Origin of the sequence: Stakelama marina, from assembly GCF_018122655.1 — a bacterium.
GTDB lineage: Bacteria > Pseudomonadota > Alphaproteobacteria > Sphingomonadales > Sphingomonadaceae > Sphingomonas > Sphingomonas marina.
Genome location: NZ_JAGRQC010000001.1, coordinates 629778 through 643198 on the forward strand (window position 1 = coordinate 629778; position 13421 = coordinate 643198).

At 62.1% G+C, this 13421-nt stretch carries 16 protein-coding genes; 15 read left to right on the plus strand and 1 reads right to left on the minus strand.

The window, feature by feature from the left end; translation table 11 throughout:
- Positions 1-12: 12 nt before the first annotated feature.
- Positions 13-537 carry a YbjN domain-containing protein gene (locus J7S20_RS02950; RefSeq protein ID WP_284052734.1) on the minus strand — a complete coding sequence of 175 codons (525 nt, stop codon included), beginning with the start codon at positions 535-537 and terminating at the stop codon, positions 13-15.
- A gap of 256 nt (positions 538-793) precedes the next feature.
- Between J7S20_RS02950 and ndhC the strand changes: the two genes are divergently transcribed.
- From ndhC to nuoL, 15 genes are all read left to right on the plus strand, one after another.
- Positions 794-1168: an NADH-quinone oxidoreductase subunit A gene (gene ndhC / locus J7S20_RS02955; RefSeq protein WP_284052735.1), complete on the plus strand. Its 375-nt coding sequence runs from the start codon at positions 794-796 to the stop codon at positions 1166-1168.
- Positions 1159-1695 (plus strand): NuoB/complex I 20 kDa subunit family protein, encoded by a 537-nt coding sequence (locus J7S20_RS02960; RefSeq protein WP_430980893.1) that lies wholly within the window; start codon positions 1159-1161, stop codon positions 1693-1695. Before ndhC ends, J7S20_RS02960 begins: the two co-directional genes overlap by 10 nt.
- The gene (locus J7S20_RS02965; protein ID WP_284052737.1) at positions 1692-2525 is read left to right on the plus strand and encodes an NADH-quinone oxidoreductase subunit C; all 834 of its coding nucleotides are present in this window, start codon (positions 1692-1694) and stop codon (positions 2523-2525) included. Before J7S20_RS02960 ends, J7S20_RS02965 begins: the two co-directional genes overlap by 4 nt.
- Positions 2526-2545: 20 nt before the next feature.
- On the plus strand, positions 2546-3757 hold the full coding sequence (locus J7S20_RS02970; RefSeq protein ID WP_284053387.1) for an NADH-quinone oxidoreductase subunit D: 1212 nt from the start codon (positions 2546-2548) through the stop codon (positions 3755-3757).
- The gene (locus J7S20_RS02975) at positions 3754-3966 is read left to right on the plus strand and encodes a hypothetical protein (protein ID WP_284052738.1); all 213 of its coding nucleotides are present in this window, start codon (positions 3754-3756) and stop codon (positions 3964-3966) included. The genes J7S20_RS02970 and J7S20_RS02975 overlap by 4 nt, the downstream gene beginning before the upstream one ends.
- The gene (locus J7S20_RS02980; RefSeq protein ID WP_284052739.1) at positions 3956-4624 is read left to right on the plus strand and encodes a complex I 24 kDa subunit family protein; all 669 of its coding nucleotides are present in this window, start codon (positions 3956-3958) and stop codon (positions 4622-4624) included. The genes J7S20_RS02975 and J7S20_RS02980 overlap by 11 nt, the downstream gene beginning before the upstream one ends.
- Complete coding sequence (locus J7S20_RS02985) at positions 4621-4779, plus strand: hypothetical protein (protein WP_284052740.1); 159 nt, start codon at positions 4621-4623, stop codon at positions 4777-4779. Before J7S20_RS02980 ends, J7S20_RS02985 begins: the two co-directional genes overlap by 4 nt.
- On the plus strand, positions 4780-6084 hold the full coding sequence (nuoF, locus tag J7S20_RS02990; protein ID WP_284052741.1) for an NADH-quinone oxidoreductase subunit NuoF: 1305 nt from the start codon (positions 4780-4782) through the stop codon (positions 6082-6084).
- Positions 6081-6680 carry a hypothetical protein gene (locus J7S20_RS02995; protein ID WP_284052742.1) on the plus strand — a complete coding sequence of 200 codons (600 nt, stop codon included), beginning with the start codon at positions 6081-6083 and terminating at the stop codon, positions 6678-6680. The genes nuoF and J7S20_RS02995 overlap by 4 nt, the downstream gene beginning before the upstream one ends.
- Positions 6681-6720: 40 nt before the next feature.
- Positions 6721-8739, plus strand: a complete 2019-nt coding sequence (gene nuoG / locus J7S20_RS03000; RefSeq protein ID WP_284052743.1) for an NADH-quinone oxidoreductase subunit NuoG — start codon at positions 6721-6723, stop codon at positions 8737-8739.
- Positions 8736-9791, plus strand: coding sequence for an NADH-quinone oxidoreductase subunit NuoH (gene nuoH, locus J7S20_RS03005; protein ID WP_284052744.1), 1056 nt, complete (start codon positions 8736-8738; stop codon positions 9789-9791). Before nuoG ends, nuoH begins: the two co-directional genes overlap by 4 nt.
- Positions 9788-10273 carry an NADH-quinone oxidoreductase subunit NuoI gene (gene nuoI, locus J7S20_RS03010; RefSeq protein ID WP_284052745.1) on the plus strand — a complete coding sequence of 162 codons (486 nt, stop codon included), beginning with the start codon at positions 9788-9790 and terminating at the stop codon, positions 10271-10273. Before nuoH ends, nuoI begins: the two co-directional genes overlap by 4 nt.
- A 108-nt stretch (positions 10274-10381) precedes the next feature.
- Positions 10382-10996 carry an NADH-quinone oxidoreductase subunit J gene (locus tag J7S20_RS03015; RefSeq protein WP_284052746.1) on the plus strand — a complete coding sequence of 205 codons (615 nt, stop codon included), beginning with the start codon at positions 10382-10384 and terminating at the stop codon, positions 10994-10996.
- Positions 10993-11298 (plus strand): NADH-quinone oxidoreductase subunit NuoK, encoded by a 306-nt coding sequence (nuoK, locus tag J7S20_RS03020; RefSeq protein ID WP_284052747.1) that lies wholly within the window; start codon positions 10993-10995, stop codon positions 11296-11298. Before J7S20_RS03015 ends, nuoK begins: the two co-directional genes overlap by 4 nt.
- Before the next feature lie 7 nt (positions 11299-11305).
- Positions 11306-13408, plus strand: coding sequence for an NADH-quinone oxidoreductase subunit L (nuoL, locus tag J7S20_RS03025; protein ID WP_284052748.1), 2103 nt, complete (start codon positions 11306-11308; stop codon positions 13406-13408).
- The last annotated feature ends 13 nt before the right edge of the window (positions 13409-13421 follow it).

Genomic DNA, 13421 nt, shown 5'->3' on the forward strand with positions numbered 1-13421 from the left:
GGCGACGGGGCCTTATTTCTCCCAGCCGATATGCGTCTTGAAGGCGTTCAGCAGGCGTAGCCAGATCAGGAAATTGCTGACGAAATTGCTGCGCGCGATCCCGCCCTCGTTCAGGTTCATGTCCATTTCGAGGCGCGGATCGTTTTCATCGTCGATATAGGCCTTGGCGAATCGATTGTCGCGATTCCACTGGTTGATCAGCTTCCACGGCGGCGGCGTATCGGTTGAAAAGCCGGCATAGAACTGGATCGTCGTGCAGTTCTGGCCCTCGACGCAGTTGTTGAAGAAGATCAGGAAGCGCGTGCCCGAATTGGCGATGGCGATATAGGGATCGCCGTTCGAGGACTGGCTGATCTGCGGCTTGAACCCATAGGCCCGCAGAATCTCCGCGATCTTGTTGGGATCGGCGGTGATGTTCCTCGGTTCGCGAACGGGCCGGGCGACCGCCGTGTTCTGTCCCCGGGCGGCGGCGAGCGCGGTGACCGGTTGGCACAGGAGCGACATAGCGGCGCCCGCCAGAATCGCGGCCTTAATCATCTGGAACCCCTCACGAAAGTCGGTCGACAGGCCGGGCGGCCCTCCGGTGAAGTTGCCGTAATGGATGGCATTTTCGGCATTATCGTGGCGATGAACGTATCAGCGGCGGATTTGGTGCCACCGTGTATGCGCGTCTCGCGAGGAACGGGTGATCGCCGCCCCGCAATTGCGAGCAATTTTCATCGGTTCCGGGCCTTGCGGGAGCGGGGGGAGCGTCCTAGAAGCGCCCCAAGTTTCCGCAACCGCGAGATGACATTTGGTCGACCTTTCGCAATATCTGCCGATCCTCCTGTTTCTGGGGGTGGCCCTGGCGCTTTCGATCGCGTTCGTCGTGCTGCCGATGATCGTCGGTCGCCTGACGGGCGCGCACAAGCCCTATCCGGAAAAGCTCACCGAATATGAGTGCGGCTTTCCGGCGTTCGAGGACCCGCGCAACCAGTTCGACGTGCGCTTTTACCTGGTGGCGATCCTCTTCATCGTTTTCGACCTGGAGGCGGCGTTCATCTATCCGTGGGCGGTGAGCGTATTTGATATCGGCTGGACGGCCTGGATCTCGATGATGGTGTTCATCGCCGAGCTTGCGCTGGGTCTTGCCTATGCATGGAAAGTGGGAGCGTTGGAGTGGGAGTAGAACTTACGGCTCCGCCCGAAGGGAAGCTGCCCGATCAGCAGTTTTTCAACGATCTGAACGGCGAACTGACCGACAAGGGTTTCCTTGTCACATCAACCGAAGAATTGTTTCAATGGGCGCGTACCGGCTCGCTGTGGTGGATGACGTTCGGCCTTGCCTGCTGCGCGGTGGAGATGATCCACGTCAACATGCCGCGCTATGACATGGAGCGGTTCGGCGCCGCGCCGCGCGCTTCGCCGCGCCAGTCGGACGTGATGATCGTTGCCGGCACGCTGTGCAACAAGATGGCGCCCGCGCTGCGCCGGGTGTACGACCAGATGTCGGAACCGAAATACGTCATCTCGATGGGCAGCTGCGCCAATGGCGGCGGCTATTACCATTACAGCTATTCGGTGGTGCGCGGATGCGACCGCATCGTGCCGGTTGATATCTATGTGCCGGGCTGCCCGCCGACTGCCGAGGCTCTGCTCTATGGCGTGATGCAGTTGCAGCGGAAGATTCGTCGTGCAGGGACGATCGAACGATGAGGGCGCCCGCACCTAAATTTGCCGATAATGACGGCGTGATCGAGACGGCGCGCTCCGCGCTTGGTAATCGGCTGTTCGACGCGGTCGAGCGCGTGGGCGAGGTGCAGTTGCACGTCACGCGCGATGGGCTGGTCGATACGATGGTCGCGCTGCGCGATACGCCGGGGCTGGAATATCAGCAGCTGATGGAAATTGCTGGCGTCGATTATCCCGAGCGCGATGAGCGGTTCGAGGTGGTCTATTGCCTGCTCAGCCTGACGCGCAATCACCGGCTTCACGTCCATGTGCGCACCGATGAGGAAAGGCCGGTGCCGTCGGTGACGGGTATCTGGCCGGTCGCGGGCTGGCTGGAGCGCGAGGTGTACGACATGTACGGCGTGCTGTTCGACGGCAATCCCGATCTGCGCCGTATCCTGACCGACTATGGCTTTCGCGGGCATCCGCAGCGCAAGGACTTCCCGCTGACGGGCTATGTCGAGCTGCGCTATTCGGAAGAGGCGAAGCGCGTGGTCTATGAACCGGTCGAGCTGGCGCAGGACTTCCGCACCTTCGACTTCATGAGCCCTTGGGAGGGTGCGAAATATGTGCTCCCCGGCGATGAAAAGGCGGGTGGTGCAGAGCCCGAGGCAAAGGGCGCTCCGTCGCCGGTGACGGCCGAGGAACAGAAAAAGGCCGACGACGCCAAGGTCGAGCCCAAGGCCACCGAGCCCAAGACGACCGAAAGGCCAGAACAGACGGGGGCGGGCAAAGATGATCCCGGCAATCAGCCGAAGGACAAGCCCAAGGACCCCGATGTCGTGCCGACCAAGCAGGGAGGCCAGGACGAATAATGGCCGAAATCGCAGAAGAAATGGTTCAGCAGCAGTCGCCCGACCCGACCACGGGCGATGTCGAGATCCAGAACTACACGATCAATTTCGGGCCGCAGCATCCAGCGGCGCACGGCGTTCTGCGCCTCGTCATGGAGCTGGACGGTGAAATCGTAGAGCGCGTCGATCCGCATATCGGCCTGCTCCACCGCGGCACCGAAAAGCTGATCGAGTACAAGACCTATGCGCAGGCGCTCCCCTATATGGACCGCCTCGATTACTGTTCGCCGCTGTGCATGGAGCACAGCTTCGTGCTGGCGGTCGAGAAGCTGCTCGACCTCGAGGTGCCGCTGCGTGCGCAGTATCTGCGCGTGTTCTTCGCAGAGCTGACGCGCATTTCGAACCACATGCTCAACCTCGGCAGCCACGTCATGGACGTCGGCGCGATGACGCCGAACCTGTGGATGTTCGAGATTCGCGAAGACTGCATGAACTTCTTCGAACGCGCGAGCGGCGCGCGGATGCACTCGAACTATTTCCGCGTCGGCGGCGTCCATCAGGACGTGCCGCTGAAGCTGCTCACCGATATCGGCGACTGGCTCGATACGCGGCTGCCCAAGCTGTTCGGCGATGCCATCAGCCTGGTCGCGGAAAACCGGATTTTCAAGCAGCGCAACGTCGATATCGCGGTCGTCAGCCGCGACGACGCGATCAAATGGGGCTTTTCGGGTCCGATGATCCGCGCGGCCGGCATCCCCTGGGATATCCGCAAGTCGCAGCCCTATGACGTGTACGACCGGATGGATTTCGAAATTCCCGTCGGCACCAATGGCGATTGCTATGATCGTTTCATGGTCCGCGTCGAAGAGGTCTATCAGTCGGCGCGCATCATGAAGCAGTGCCTGGCCGAAATGCCCGAAGGTCCGATCATGACGATGGACCGCAAGGTCGGCCCGCCCAAGCGCGGCGAGATGAAGCACTCGATGGAAGCGCTGATCCATCACTTCAAGCTCTATACCGAGGGCTATCACGTGCCCGAGGGCGAGGTGTATGTCGCGACCGAGGCGCCGAAGGGCGAATTCGGCATCTACATGGTCAGCGACGGATCGAACAAACCCTATCGCTGCAAGATCCGCCCGACGGCATTCAGCCATTTGCAGGCGATGGATTTCATGTCGAAGGGGCACATGCTCGCCGACACCACCGCCATTCTGGGCGCGATGGATATCGTGTTCGGGGAGTGTGACCGGTGAGCCAGCGCAAGACGATCTTGATTGCCTTGGCGGCGCTGATTTTCGCGGCGACGGGATTGCTGGTGCCCTTCGTCGCTCCGCACGACGCGACGCCGAGCAAGAATCACGGAGTGTCTCTCGCGATCATGGTCGCCATCTTCACGCCGATCTGGGTGTCCATCATTGCGCGCCGCCGCAAGAACGGGAAGTGTGAACGCAATGGCCGCTAAAACCATCCCCGATACGCCGGAAATCCGCGAGCGCTGGGGCGCTTTCGCGTGGACCGAGGAAAATGCCGCCAAGGCGAAGGAAGTGCTGGCGCGCTATCCCGAAGGACGGCAGCAATCTTGTACGATACCGTTTCTCGACCTTGCCCAGCGGCAGGTGGGTGTGGAGACGAACACGCAAGGGTGGCTGCCCATTCCGGTCATCGAGTTCGTCGCGCGCGAACTCGATCTGCCCTATGTCCGCGTGCTCGAAGTCGCGACCTTCTACACCATGTTCAACCTGGTGCCGGTCGGTAAATACCATGTGCAGGTATGCGGCACGACGCCGTGCTGGCTGCGCGGATCGGACGAGGTGTTCCGCGCCTGCGCGTCGAAGGGCATGAAGAAGGGCCACACGACCGAGGACGGCATGTGGACGCTGACCGAAGTCGAGTGCATGGGCAATTGCGCGACCGCGCCGATGGTCCAGATCAACGACGACAATTACGAAGACCTCGATTACGAGCGCACCGTCGCCGTGCTCGATGCGCTGGCCGAGGGCAAGCAGCCCAAGACGGGCACGCAGGAGCCGGGCCGCCAGACCAGCGAGCCCGTCGGCGGGCCGACGACGCTCAAGGACATGGTCGAGGAAAATCACGACTATCGCGGGGAATGGGCATGAACCTGCTGATCGCGCTCGCCATCGGCATCCTAGCCATCGTGCTGTTGGTCCTGGTGCTCAAGATCGCGCTGGGTCTGATCGTGTTCGCGGTTGGGCTGGGCCTTGCCGTGGTCGCCTATTTCTTCGCCGAAAAGCTGATCGGGAAGGGACGCTAGATGCTCGCCGACAAGGACCGCATCTTTACCAATCTCTACGGTTATCAGCCGTGGAACCTCGATGCTGCGGTGAAGCGCGGCGATTGGGACGATACGAAGAAGCTGCTCGAAATCGGGCAGGACACGATCATCGACCGCGTCAAGGCCTCGGGGCTTCGCGGGCGCGGCGGCGCGGGCTTCCCCACCGGTGTCAAATGGGGCTTCATGCCCAAGGAGCCGAAGCCCGACCGGCCGAACTTCCTCGTCATCAATGCCGACGAATCCGAACCCGGCTCGTGCAAGGACCGCGAGATCATTCGCCACGATCCGCACAAGCTGATCGAAGGCGCGCTGGTCGCCGGTTTCGCGATGCGCGCGCGGGCGGCATATATCTATATCCGCGGCGAATATATCCGCGAAGCGGAGGTTCTCTTCGCCGCGATCGCCGAAGCCTATGACAAGGGGCTGATCGGCAAGAATGCGTGCGGTTCGGGCTATGATTTCGACGTGTTCTGCCACCGCGGCGCGGGCGCCTATATCTGCGGCGAAGAGACCGCGATGCTCGAAAGCCTCGAGGGCAAGAAGGGGCAACCGCGGCTGAAGCCGCCGTTCCCGGCGGGCGCGGGGCTGTATGGCTGCCCGACGACGGTCAACAATGTCGAATCGATCGCGGTCGTCCCGACGATCCTGCGGCGCGGACCCGAATGGTTCGCGAGCTTCGGGCGCGAGAACAACAAGGGCACCAAGCTCTTCCAGATCTCGGGCCATGTCGAGCGGCCGTGCGTCGTCGAAGAGGCGATGAGCATTCCCTTCCGCGAACTGATCGAGACGCATTGCGGTGGGATCAGGGGCGGCTGGGACAATCTGCTCGCGGTCATTCCGGGCGGATCGTCGGTCCCGCTGGTCCCGGCCGAGCAGATCATGGACTGCCCGATGGATTTCGACGGGCTGAAGGACCTCAAATCGGGCCTCGGCACCGCTGCCGTCATCGTCATGGACAAGTCCACCGACATCGTTCAGGCGATCAGCCGGATCAGCTATTTCTACAAGCACGAAAGCTGCGGCCAGTGCACACCGTGCCGCGAAGGCACCGGCTGGATGTGGCGCGTGATGGAGCGGCTGCGCACCGGCGACGCGGATATTTCTGAAATCGATACGCTGTTCGAGGTGACCAAGCAGGTCGAAGGCCACACCATCTGCGCGCTCGGCGATGCTGCGGCATGGCCGATCCAGGGCCTGATCCGCCATTTCCGCCCCGAGCTTGAGCGCCGCATCACCGAAAAGCGCGGTGGCGGCACCGAACCGATGATGGAGGCTGCAGAGTGAGGCTGGTCGCTACCCTATGCTCGGTCGCAGTTTTCGCTGCCACACTGTCCTCGGCGGATGCGCGTGATCAGTCGAGTGCATCGCCCGAAGCGCGTCAAACGGTGCAGGATTTCGGTGCTTGCGTCGCGGATCAAAGCCCGGAAAAGTCCGCCGAGACGTTGCGTCAGGACTTTCGCAGCCCGGCTTATCAGGCCTCGCTGAAGGTGCTGGCACGCAACAATGGATATTGCTTCCGCAAATATGGAAAGCTGAAGTCGAGCAACCTGCTATTCGCCGGCGCGATCGCTGAACGGCTGATTGAAAAGGGTTCGCAGCCGCTCAACGTGCGTTTCGCGAAGGCGGCTGCCGGACCCGAGACGCCGGCCTTTTCCCCCAGTGACAAGGTCGCGGCCTGTGTAGTGCGCTCGGCGCCCGACCGAGCTGCCGCCCTGTTCGACACGAAGGTCGCGACTGTGAACGAGAGCGATGCGATCGAGGCACTTGCTCCGGCGCTCCATGCCTGCAGCCGGATGATCGCGCCGCTGAACATCAGCGCGGCGGGTGAGCGCGCGATGCTTGCTACCGCAGCCTTCCGAACGCTGGAAGCCGGCGCATGAAAATGCACCGACAGAATACGACCGATGGAATGAATCGATAATGCCCAAGGTAACCGTAGACGGAACCGAGATCGAAGTCCCGCAGGGGGCGACCGTGCTGCAGGCGTGTGAGCTTGCCGGCAAGGAGATCCCGCGCTTCTGCTATCATGAGCGGCTGTCGATCGCCGGCAATTGCCGCATGTGCCTTGTCGAGGTGAAGCCGGGGCCGCCCAAGCCGCAGGCTTCGTGCGCGCTGCCCGCGAATGAAGGGCAGGAAATCCGCACCGATTCGCCCATGGTGAAGGCGGCGCGCGAAGGCGTGATGGAATTCCTTCTCATCAACCATCCGCTCGACTGCCCGATCTGCGACCAGGGCGGTGAATGCGACCTGCAGGACCAGGCCATGGCATATGGCAAGGGCTGGTCGCGCTATGACGAGAACAAGCGCGCGGTCACCGAGAAATATATGGGGCCGATCGTCAAGACGATCATGACCCGGTGCATCCATTGCACCCGCTGCGTGCGCTTTGCCGAGGAAGTCGCGGGTGTCGAGGAGATCGGCGCGATCTATCGCGGCGAGGACATGCAGATCACCAGCTATCTCGAAGAGGCGGTGACGAGCGAGCTTTCGGGCAATGTCGTCGATCTGTGCCCGGTCGGCGCGCTGACGTCGAAGCCCTATGCGTTCGAGGCGCGGCCGTGGGAGCTGAAAAAGACGCTTGCCATCGACGTGATGGACGCGGTCGGCACCAATGTCCGCCTCGACAGTCGCGGTCGGCAGGTGTTGCGTTCGCTGCCGCGCGTCAATGACGAGGTCAACGAGGAGTGGGCGAGCGACAAGACCCGCCACGCGGTCGACGGGCTCGTCCGGCGCCGTCTCGACAAGCCTTATGTCCGCCGCGACGGCAAGCTGCATCCGGCGACGTGGGAAGAGGCGTTCGATGCGATCGCCGCGGTTAATGCCGGATCGAGCGTCGCCGCGATCGCCGGTGACCTTGTCGATTGCGAGACGATGTTCGCGGCCAAGGCGCTGGTGAAGGATATGGGCTCCTCGCTGATCGAGGGGCGGCAGACGGGCATGGACTATGATGTCTCCAGCCTGTCGGCCGTAAATTTCAACACCACCATCGCGCGGCTTGAAGAGGCCGATGCGATCCTGATCGTCGGATCGAATGTTCGCTGGGAAGCACCGCTGGTCAATACGCGCATCCGCAAGGCGATCCGCAAGCGCGGTGCGAAGGTCTTCGGCATCGGTCCCGAAACCGATCTGACCTACAAGGTCGAATGGCTGGGCAACGATCTGTCGCTGCTGGGCAAGCTGCCCAAGGCGGTGAAGGATGCGTTCAAGGATGCAGAGAAGCCGGTGGTCATCGTCGGCGGTGCGGCGCTTGCCGGCGGCCATGGCGGTGCGCTGGCGCTCGCCAAGTCGCTCAAGCTCGTTCGCGAGCTGGAGGACGGCACGAAGTGGAACGGCTTCAACGTGCTGCACATGTCGGCGGCGCGGATGGGCGGGCTGATGCTCGGCTATGCGCAGCCGGGCGGAATCGGCGATATCGTTGCGGCCAGGCCCAAGCTCGCCTTCTTCCTTGGCGCCGACGAAGTCGACTATTCGCGCTTCGCCGACAGCTTCAAGGTCTATATCGGCCATCACGGCGATGTCGGCGCGCATGCCGCCGACGTCATTCTGCCGGGCGCAAGCTATGCCGAGAAGCCGGGCACATATGTGAACCTGGAAGGGCGCGTGCAGCGCGGCGACCGCGCGGTGTTCGCGCCGGGCGATGCGCGCGAGGACTGGACGATCCTGCGCGCACTGTCCGAAAAGCTGGGCCACACGTTGCCGTTCGACACGTTCGAGGAATTGCGTGCGCAGATGGCGGCGGATGCTCCCGCGCTCGCGAACGAAGGCCTGATGACGTTCGAATGGAACCCGCCCGCGCTCGACAAGAAGAGCGAGGGTGAGGTCGCCTATCCGATCGCCGATTTCTACCTGACCAACGCCATTTGCCGCGCCAGCCCGACGATGCAGCGCTGTTCGGCCGAACTCGTGCATGGCGAAGACTTTGCGGAGGCCGCCGAATGACCGCCTGGTTCGAATCCCTGGGCATGATGCATGGCTGGGCGTGGTTCCTCGCCACGATCATCGGCATTCTGGTGATCGCTCTGCCGCTGATGCTGGCGGTCGCGATGATCATCTATGCCGACCGCAAGATCTGGGCGGCGATGGCGCTCCGGCGCGGACCCAATGTGGTCGGGCCGCTGGGGCTGCTGCAATCGTTCGCCGACGGGTTGAAGGTATTCCTTCAGGAAACGATCATCCCGTCGAGCTCGAACAAGGTGCTGTTCCTGATGGCGCCGATCATCACCTTCACGGTCGCGCTGATCGTGTGGGCGGTGATCCCGTTCCAGGCCGGCGTGTTGCTCGCCAATATCAATGTCGGCCTGTTGTACGTGCTCGCGGCGTCGAGCCTTGGGGTGTACGGCATCATCCTCGCGGGTTGGGCGTCGAACTCCAAATATCCCTTCTATTCGGCGATCCGCGCGGCGGCGCAGATGGTCAGCTACGAAGTCTCGATCGGCTTTGTCCTGATCTCGGTCGTGCTGTGGGCGGGCACGTTCAACCTGACGGGCATCGTCGAGGCGCAGCGCGGGGTGTACGGGTTCGGCATCTTCAACGGTTTCGGGTTCAACCTGCTGCTGTTCCCGATGTCGGTTGTATTCTTCATCTCGTCGCTGGCGGAGACGCAGCGCGCGCCGTTCGACCTGACCGAGGCCGAATCGGAACTCGTTGCCGGCTATCAGACCGAATATTCGTCGATGAGCTTCGCGCTCTTCTGGCTCGGCGAATATGCCAACGTCATCCTGATGTGCGCACTCAACGCCGTGCTGTTCTGGGGTGGCTACCTGCCGCCGTTCGACTGGGCGCCGCTATACGCCGTACCGGGCATCATCTGGATGCTCGCCAAGATGTCGTTCTTCTTCTTCCTGTTCAGCTGGGTGAAGGCGACGGTTCCGCGCTATCGCTATGACCAGCTTATGCGGCTGGGATGGAAAATCTTCCTGCCGCTCAGCCTGATTTTCGTGGTCCTGGTGTCGGGCTTTCTGATGTTCACCCGTTTCGGAGTTCCCGCATGAGTGTCGCGCAGACGATACGATCCTTCACGCTCTGGGAGTTCATCGGCGCTCACCTGAAGACGCTGAGCTACTTCTTCAAGGCGAAGGCGACGATCAACTATCCCTATGAGCACAATCCGGTAAGCCCGCGCTTTCGCGGCGAGCATGCGCTCCGCCGCTATCCCAATGGCGAGGAACGCTGCATCGCGTGCAAGCTGTGCGAGGCGATCTGTCCGGCGCTTGCCATCACGATCGAGGCGGAGCCGCGCGACGACGGGTCGCGCCGCACGACGCGCTACGACATCGACATGACGAAGTGCATCTATTGCGGCCTCTGTCAGGAGGCCTGCCCGGTCGATGCCATCGTCGAAGGGCCGAATTTCGAATTTTCGACGGAAACGCGCGAGGAGCTGATCTATCAGAAGGACAAACTCCTCGAAAATGGCGATCGTTGGGAACGCGCGATTGCGGCGAACCTTGCCGCCGACGCGCCGTACCGTTAAGCGCGCCGTGACATCTGATTCCTATCCGTTCGGTTTGGGTCTCGCGGGCGTCCTGCTCGTCGGTTCCAACGCCCAGGGCCAACGGATCGCAAGGGGCACGTTCATTCTGTGATCCAAGCAATCGCCTTTTACCTTTTCGCCGCGGTGGTGCTGATTTCCGCCGCCATGACGATATCGGCCCGCAACCCGGTGCATTCGGTGCTGTGGCTGATTCTCGCCTTTTTCAACGCCGCCGGGCTGATGGTGCTGGTGGGGGCGGAATTCATCGCCATGCTGCTGGTCATCGTCTATGTCGGCGCGGTCGCGGTGCTGTTCCTGTTCGTCGTGATGATGCTCGACATCGACTTTGCCGAGCTGCGGGCGGGATTCGTCAAATATTTCTGGATCGGCTTTGCGCTTGCGCTGGGGCTGGTCGCGGAAATCGTGTTCTATGCGTTCGGCAGCGTGTGGACCGGCAGCCTGCAACTGGCCAAGCCGATTGCGCCCGTTGATCCGTCGGTCCCCAATATCCAGGCGATCGGCGAGCTTCTCTACACGCGCTATCTGTTCGTGTTCGAAGGCGCCGGGCTGGTGCTGCTCGTCGCGATGATCGGCGCCATCGTTCTGACGCATCGCCAGCGCAAGGATGCGCGGCCGCAGAAGATCAGCCGCCAGATCAATCGTCGCGCAAAGGACGCGATCCGCAACGTCGATGCGCCCGTGGGGCAGGGGGTGGAGCTGTGATCGGCCTTACGCATTATCTCGTCGTTTCGGCGATCCTGTTCACGATGGGCGTGCTCGGCATCTTCGCCAACCGCAAGAACCTGATCGTCATCCTGATGGCGATCGAGCTGATCCTGCTGTCGGTGAACCTGAACCTGGTCGCCTTTTCCGCTTATCTCCACGATCTGGTGGGGCAGGTATTCGCCATGTTCGTGTTGACCGTCGCTGCCGGTGAGGCGGCGATCGGGCTTGCGATCCTGGTGATCTATTTCCGTGGCCGCGGCTCGATCGCGGTCGATGACGTCAACCGGATGAAGGGGTGATCGTTCGGTGACTTCGATCCAGTTCATTGTATTTCTTCCGCTGCTCGCTGCCGCTTTCGCGGGGCTTAGCAACAGGGCGTTCGGCACGGTGCTGCCGAAGGTCGTAACGACGGGCGCGCTGTTCATCGCGTGCATCCTCGCCTGGCCGATCTTCATCGGATTCCTGTCGGGGACGAGCGAGCCCTATGTCGCGCCGGTGCTGACCTGGCTGCAGTCGGGTGATCTCGACGTTGCCTGGGCGCTGCGTGTCGATGCGTTGACCGCGGTAATGCTGGTGGTCGTCACGACCGTCTCCGCGCTCGTCCATCTGTATAGCTGGGGCTATATGGAAGAGGACCCGGATCAGCCGCGCTTCTTCGCCTATCTGTCGCTGTTCACCTTCGCGATGCTGATGCTCGTGACGGCGAACAACCTGATCCAGATGTTCTTCGGTTGGGAAGGCGTCGGCCTCGCCAGCTACCTGCTGATCGGTTTCTGGTTCAGGAAGCCGAGCGCCAACGCCGCCGCGATCAAGGCATTCGTCGTCAACCGCGTCGGCGATCTTGGCTTCATGCTCGGCATCTTCGGCACCTTCCTTGTGTTCGGCACGGTGTCGATCCCCGACATCCTGTCGGCGGCGCCCGGCATGGCCGGATCGACGATCGGGTTCCTTGGCCACCGTTACGACACGATGACCGTGCTGTGCCTGCTGCTGTTCGTCGGCGCGATGGGCAAGTCGGCGCAGATCGGGCTCCACACCTGGTTGCCCGACGCGATGGAAGGCCCGACGCCGGTTTCCGCGCTGATCCACGCCGCGACGATGGTGACCGCGGGCGTGTTCATGGTCTGCCGCCTGTCGCCGATGTTCGAAACCAGCCCGACGGCGCTCGGCTTCGTGACCTTTATCGGCGCGCTGACCTGCTTCTTCGCAGCCACGATCGGCACGGTTCAGACCGACATCAAGCGCGTGATCGCCTATTCGACCTGTTCGCAACTTGGCTATATGTTCTTTGCAGCGGGCGTCGGCGCCTATGGCGCGGCGATGTTCCACCTGTTCACCCACGCTTTCTTCAAGGCGCTGCTGTTCCTGGGCGCGGGGTCGGTCATCCACGCGATGCACCATGAGCAGGACATGCGCTATTACGGCGCGCTGCGTAAGGAAATCCCGGTCACCTTCTGGGCGATGATGGCGGGGACGCTGGCGATTACCGGCGTCGGGCTTCCCTTTGTCGATATCGGTTTCGCCGGTTTCCATTCGAAGGATTCGATCATCGAGAGCGCGTTCGCGGCGGGCAGCTATCCGGCCTATTGGGCGGGTGTCATCGCGGCGCTGCTGACCAGCTTCTATTCATGGCGCCTGATGTTCCTGACCTTCTGGGGCAAGCCGCGCTGGGCCAATTCGGAACATGTCCAGCACGCGATCCACGAAGCGCATGGCCATCATGAAGCCGAAGATGCGCATGTCGAGCACCCGTCACAGGAAGTGCCCGACAATCCGCATGCCGAAGATGCCGGGCACGAACCGTCGACGCATGGTGTCGATCCGGCACAGTTGCCCGAAGGTACCGGCGGCTATCACCCGCACGAAAGCCCGATCAACATGCTGATCCCGCTGATCGTCCTTTCGACGGGCGCGGTGTTCGCGGGCGTGTTCTTCCACCAGTTCTTCATCGACCCGCAGGCGGGAGCGAATTTCTGGAAGGGCAGCATCTTCTTCAACGAACATCTTGCGCATGCAGCGCATGAGATTCCGGAATGGGGCAAGCTGGCGGCGACTGTCGTGATGCTGATCGGCCTGTTCACCGCGTGGTATGCGTATATCCGCAACAAGGATTTGCCGGCGCAGTTCGTCAGCCAGTTCCGGGTGCTCCACCGGTTCCTGCTCAACAAATGGTATTTCGACGAGATCTATCACACGATCTTCGTGCGTCCCGCATTCGCCATCGGACGCTTCTTCTGGAAGCGCGGCGATGAAGGCACGATCGATCGCTTCGGTCCCAACGGCTCTGCCGCGGTTGTTTCTTTCGGCAGCCGCCTCGCGGGGCGCCTCCAGTCAGGATATGTCTACGCTTATGCATTCGTCATGCTGATCGGCCTCACCGCCGCGGTTACCTGGGCAATCACGCGGTAAGGGTGGCAGAGCG

What these genes read in the sequence shown, in the direction of transcription:
- J7S20_RS02950 (WP_284052734.1), bottom strand. Translation starts at nt 537, where the DNA reads ATGATTAAGGCCGCGATTCTGGCGGGCGCCGCTATGTCGCTCCTGTGC.
- J7S20_RS02965 (WP_284052737.1), top strand. Translation starts at nt 1,692, where the DNA reads ATGAGGGCGCCCGCACCTAAATTTGCCGATAATGACGGCGTGATCGAG.
- J7S20_RS02970 (WP_284053387.1), top strand. Translation starts at nt 2,546, where the DNA reads ATGGTTCAGCAGCAGTCGCCCGACCCGACCACGGGCGATGTCGAGATC.
- J7S20_RS02980 (WP_284052739.1), top strand. Translation starts at nt 3,956, where the DNA reads ATGGCCGCTAAAACCATCCCCGATACGCCGGAAATCCGCGAGCGCTGG.
- J7S20_RS02985 (WP_284052740.1), top strand. Translation starts at nt 4,621, where the DNA reads ATGAACCTGCTGATCGCGCTCGCCATCGGCATCCTAGCCATCGTGCTG.
- nuoF (WP_284052741.1), top strand. Translation starts at nt 4,780, where the DNA reads ATGCTCGCCGACAAGGACCGCATCTTTACCAATCTCTACGGTTATCAG.
- nuoG (WP_284052743.1), top strand. Translation starts at nt 6,721, where the DNA reads ATGCCCAAGGTAACCGTAGACGGAACCGAGATCGAAGTCCCGCAGGGG.
- nuoH (WP_284052744.1), top strand. Translation starts at nt 8,736, where the DNA reads ATGACCGCCTGGTTCGAATCCCTGGGCATGATGCATGGCTGGGCGTGG.
- nuoI (WP_284052745.1), top strand. Translation starts at nt 9,788, where the DNA reads ATGAGTGTCGCGCAGACGATACGATCCTTCACGCTCTGGGAGTTCATC.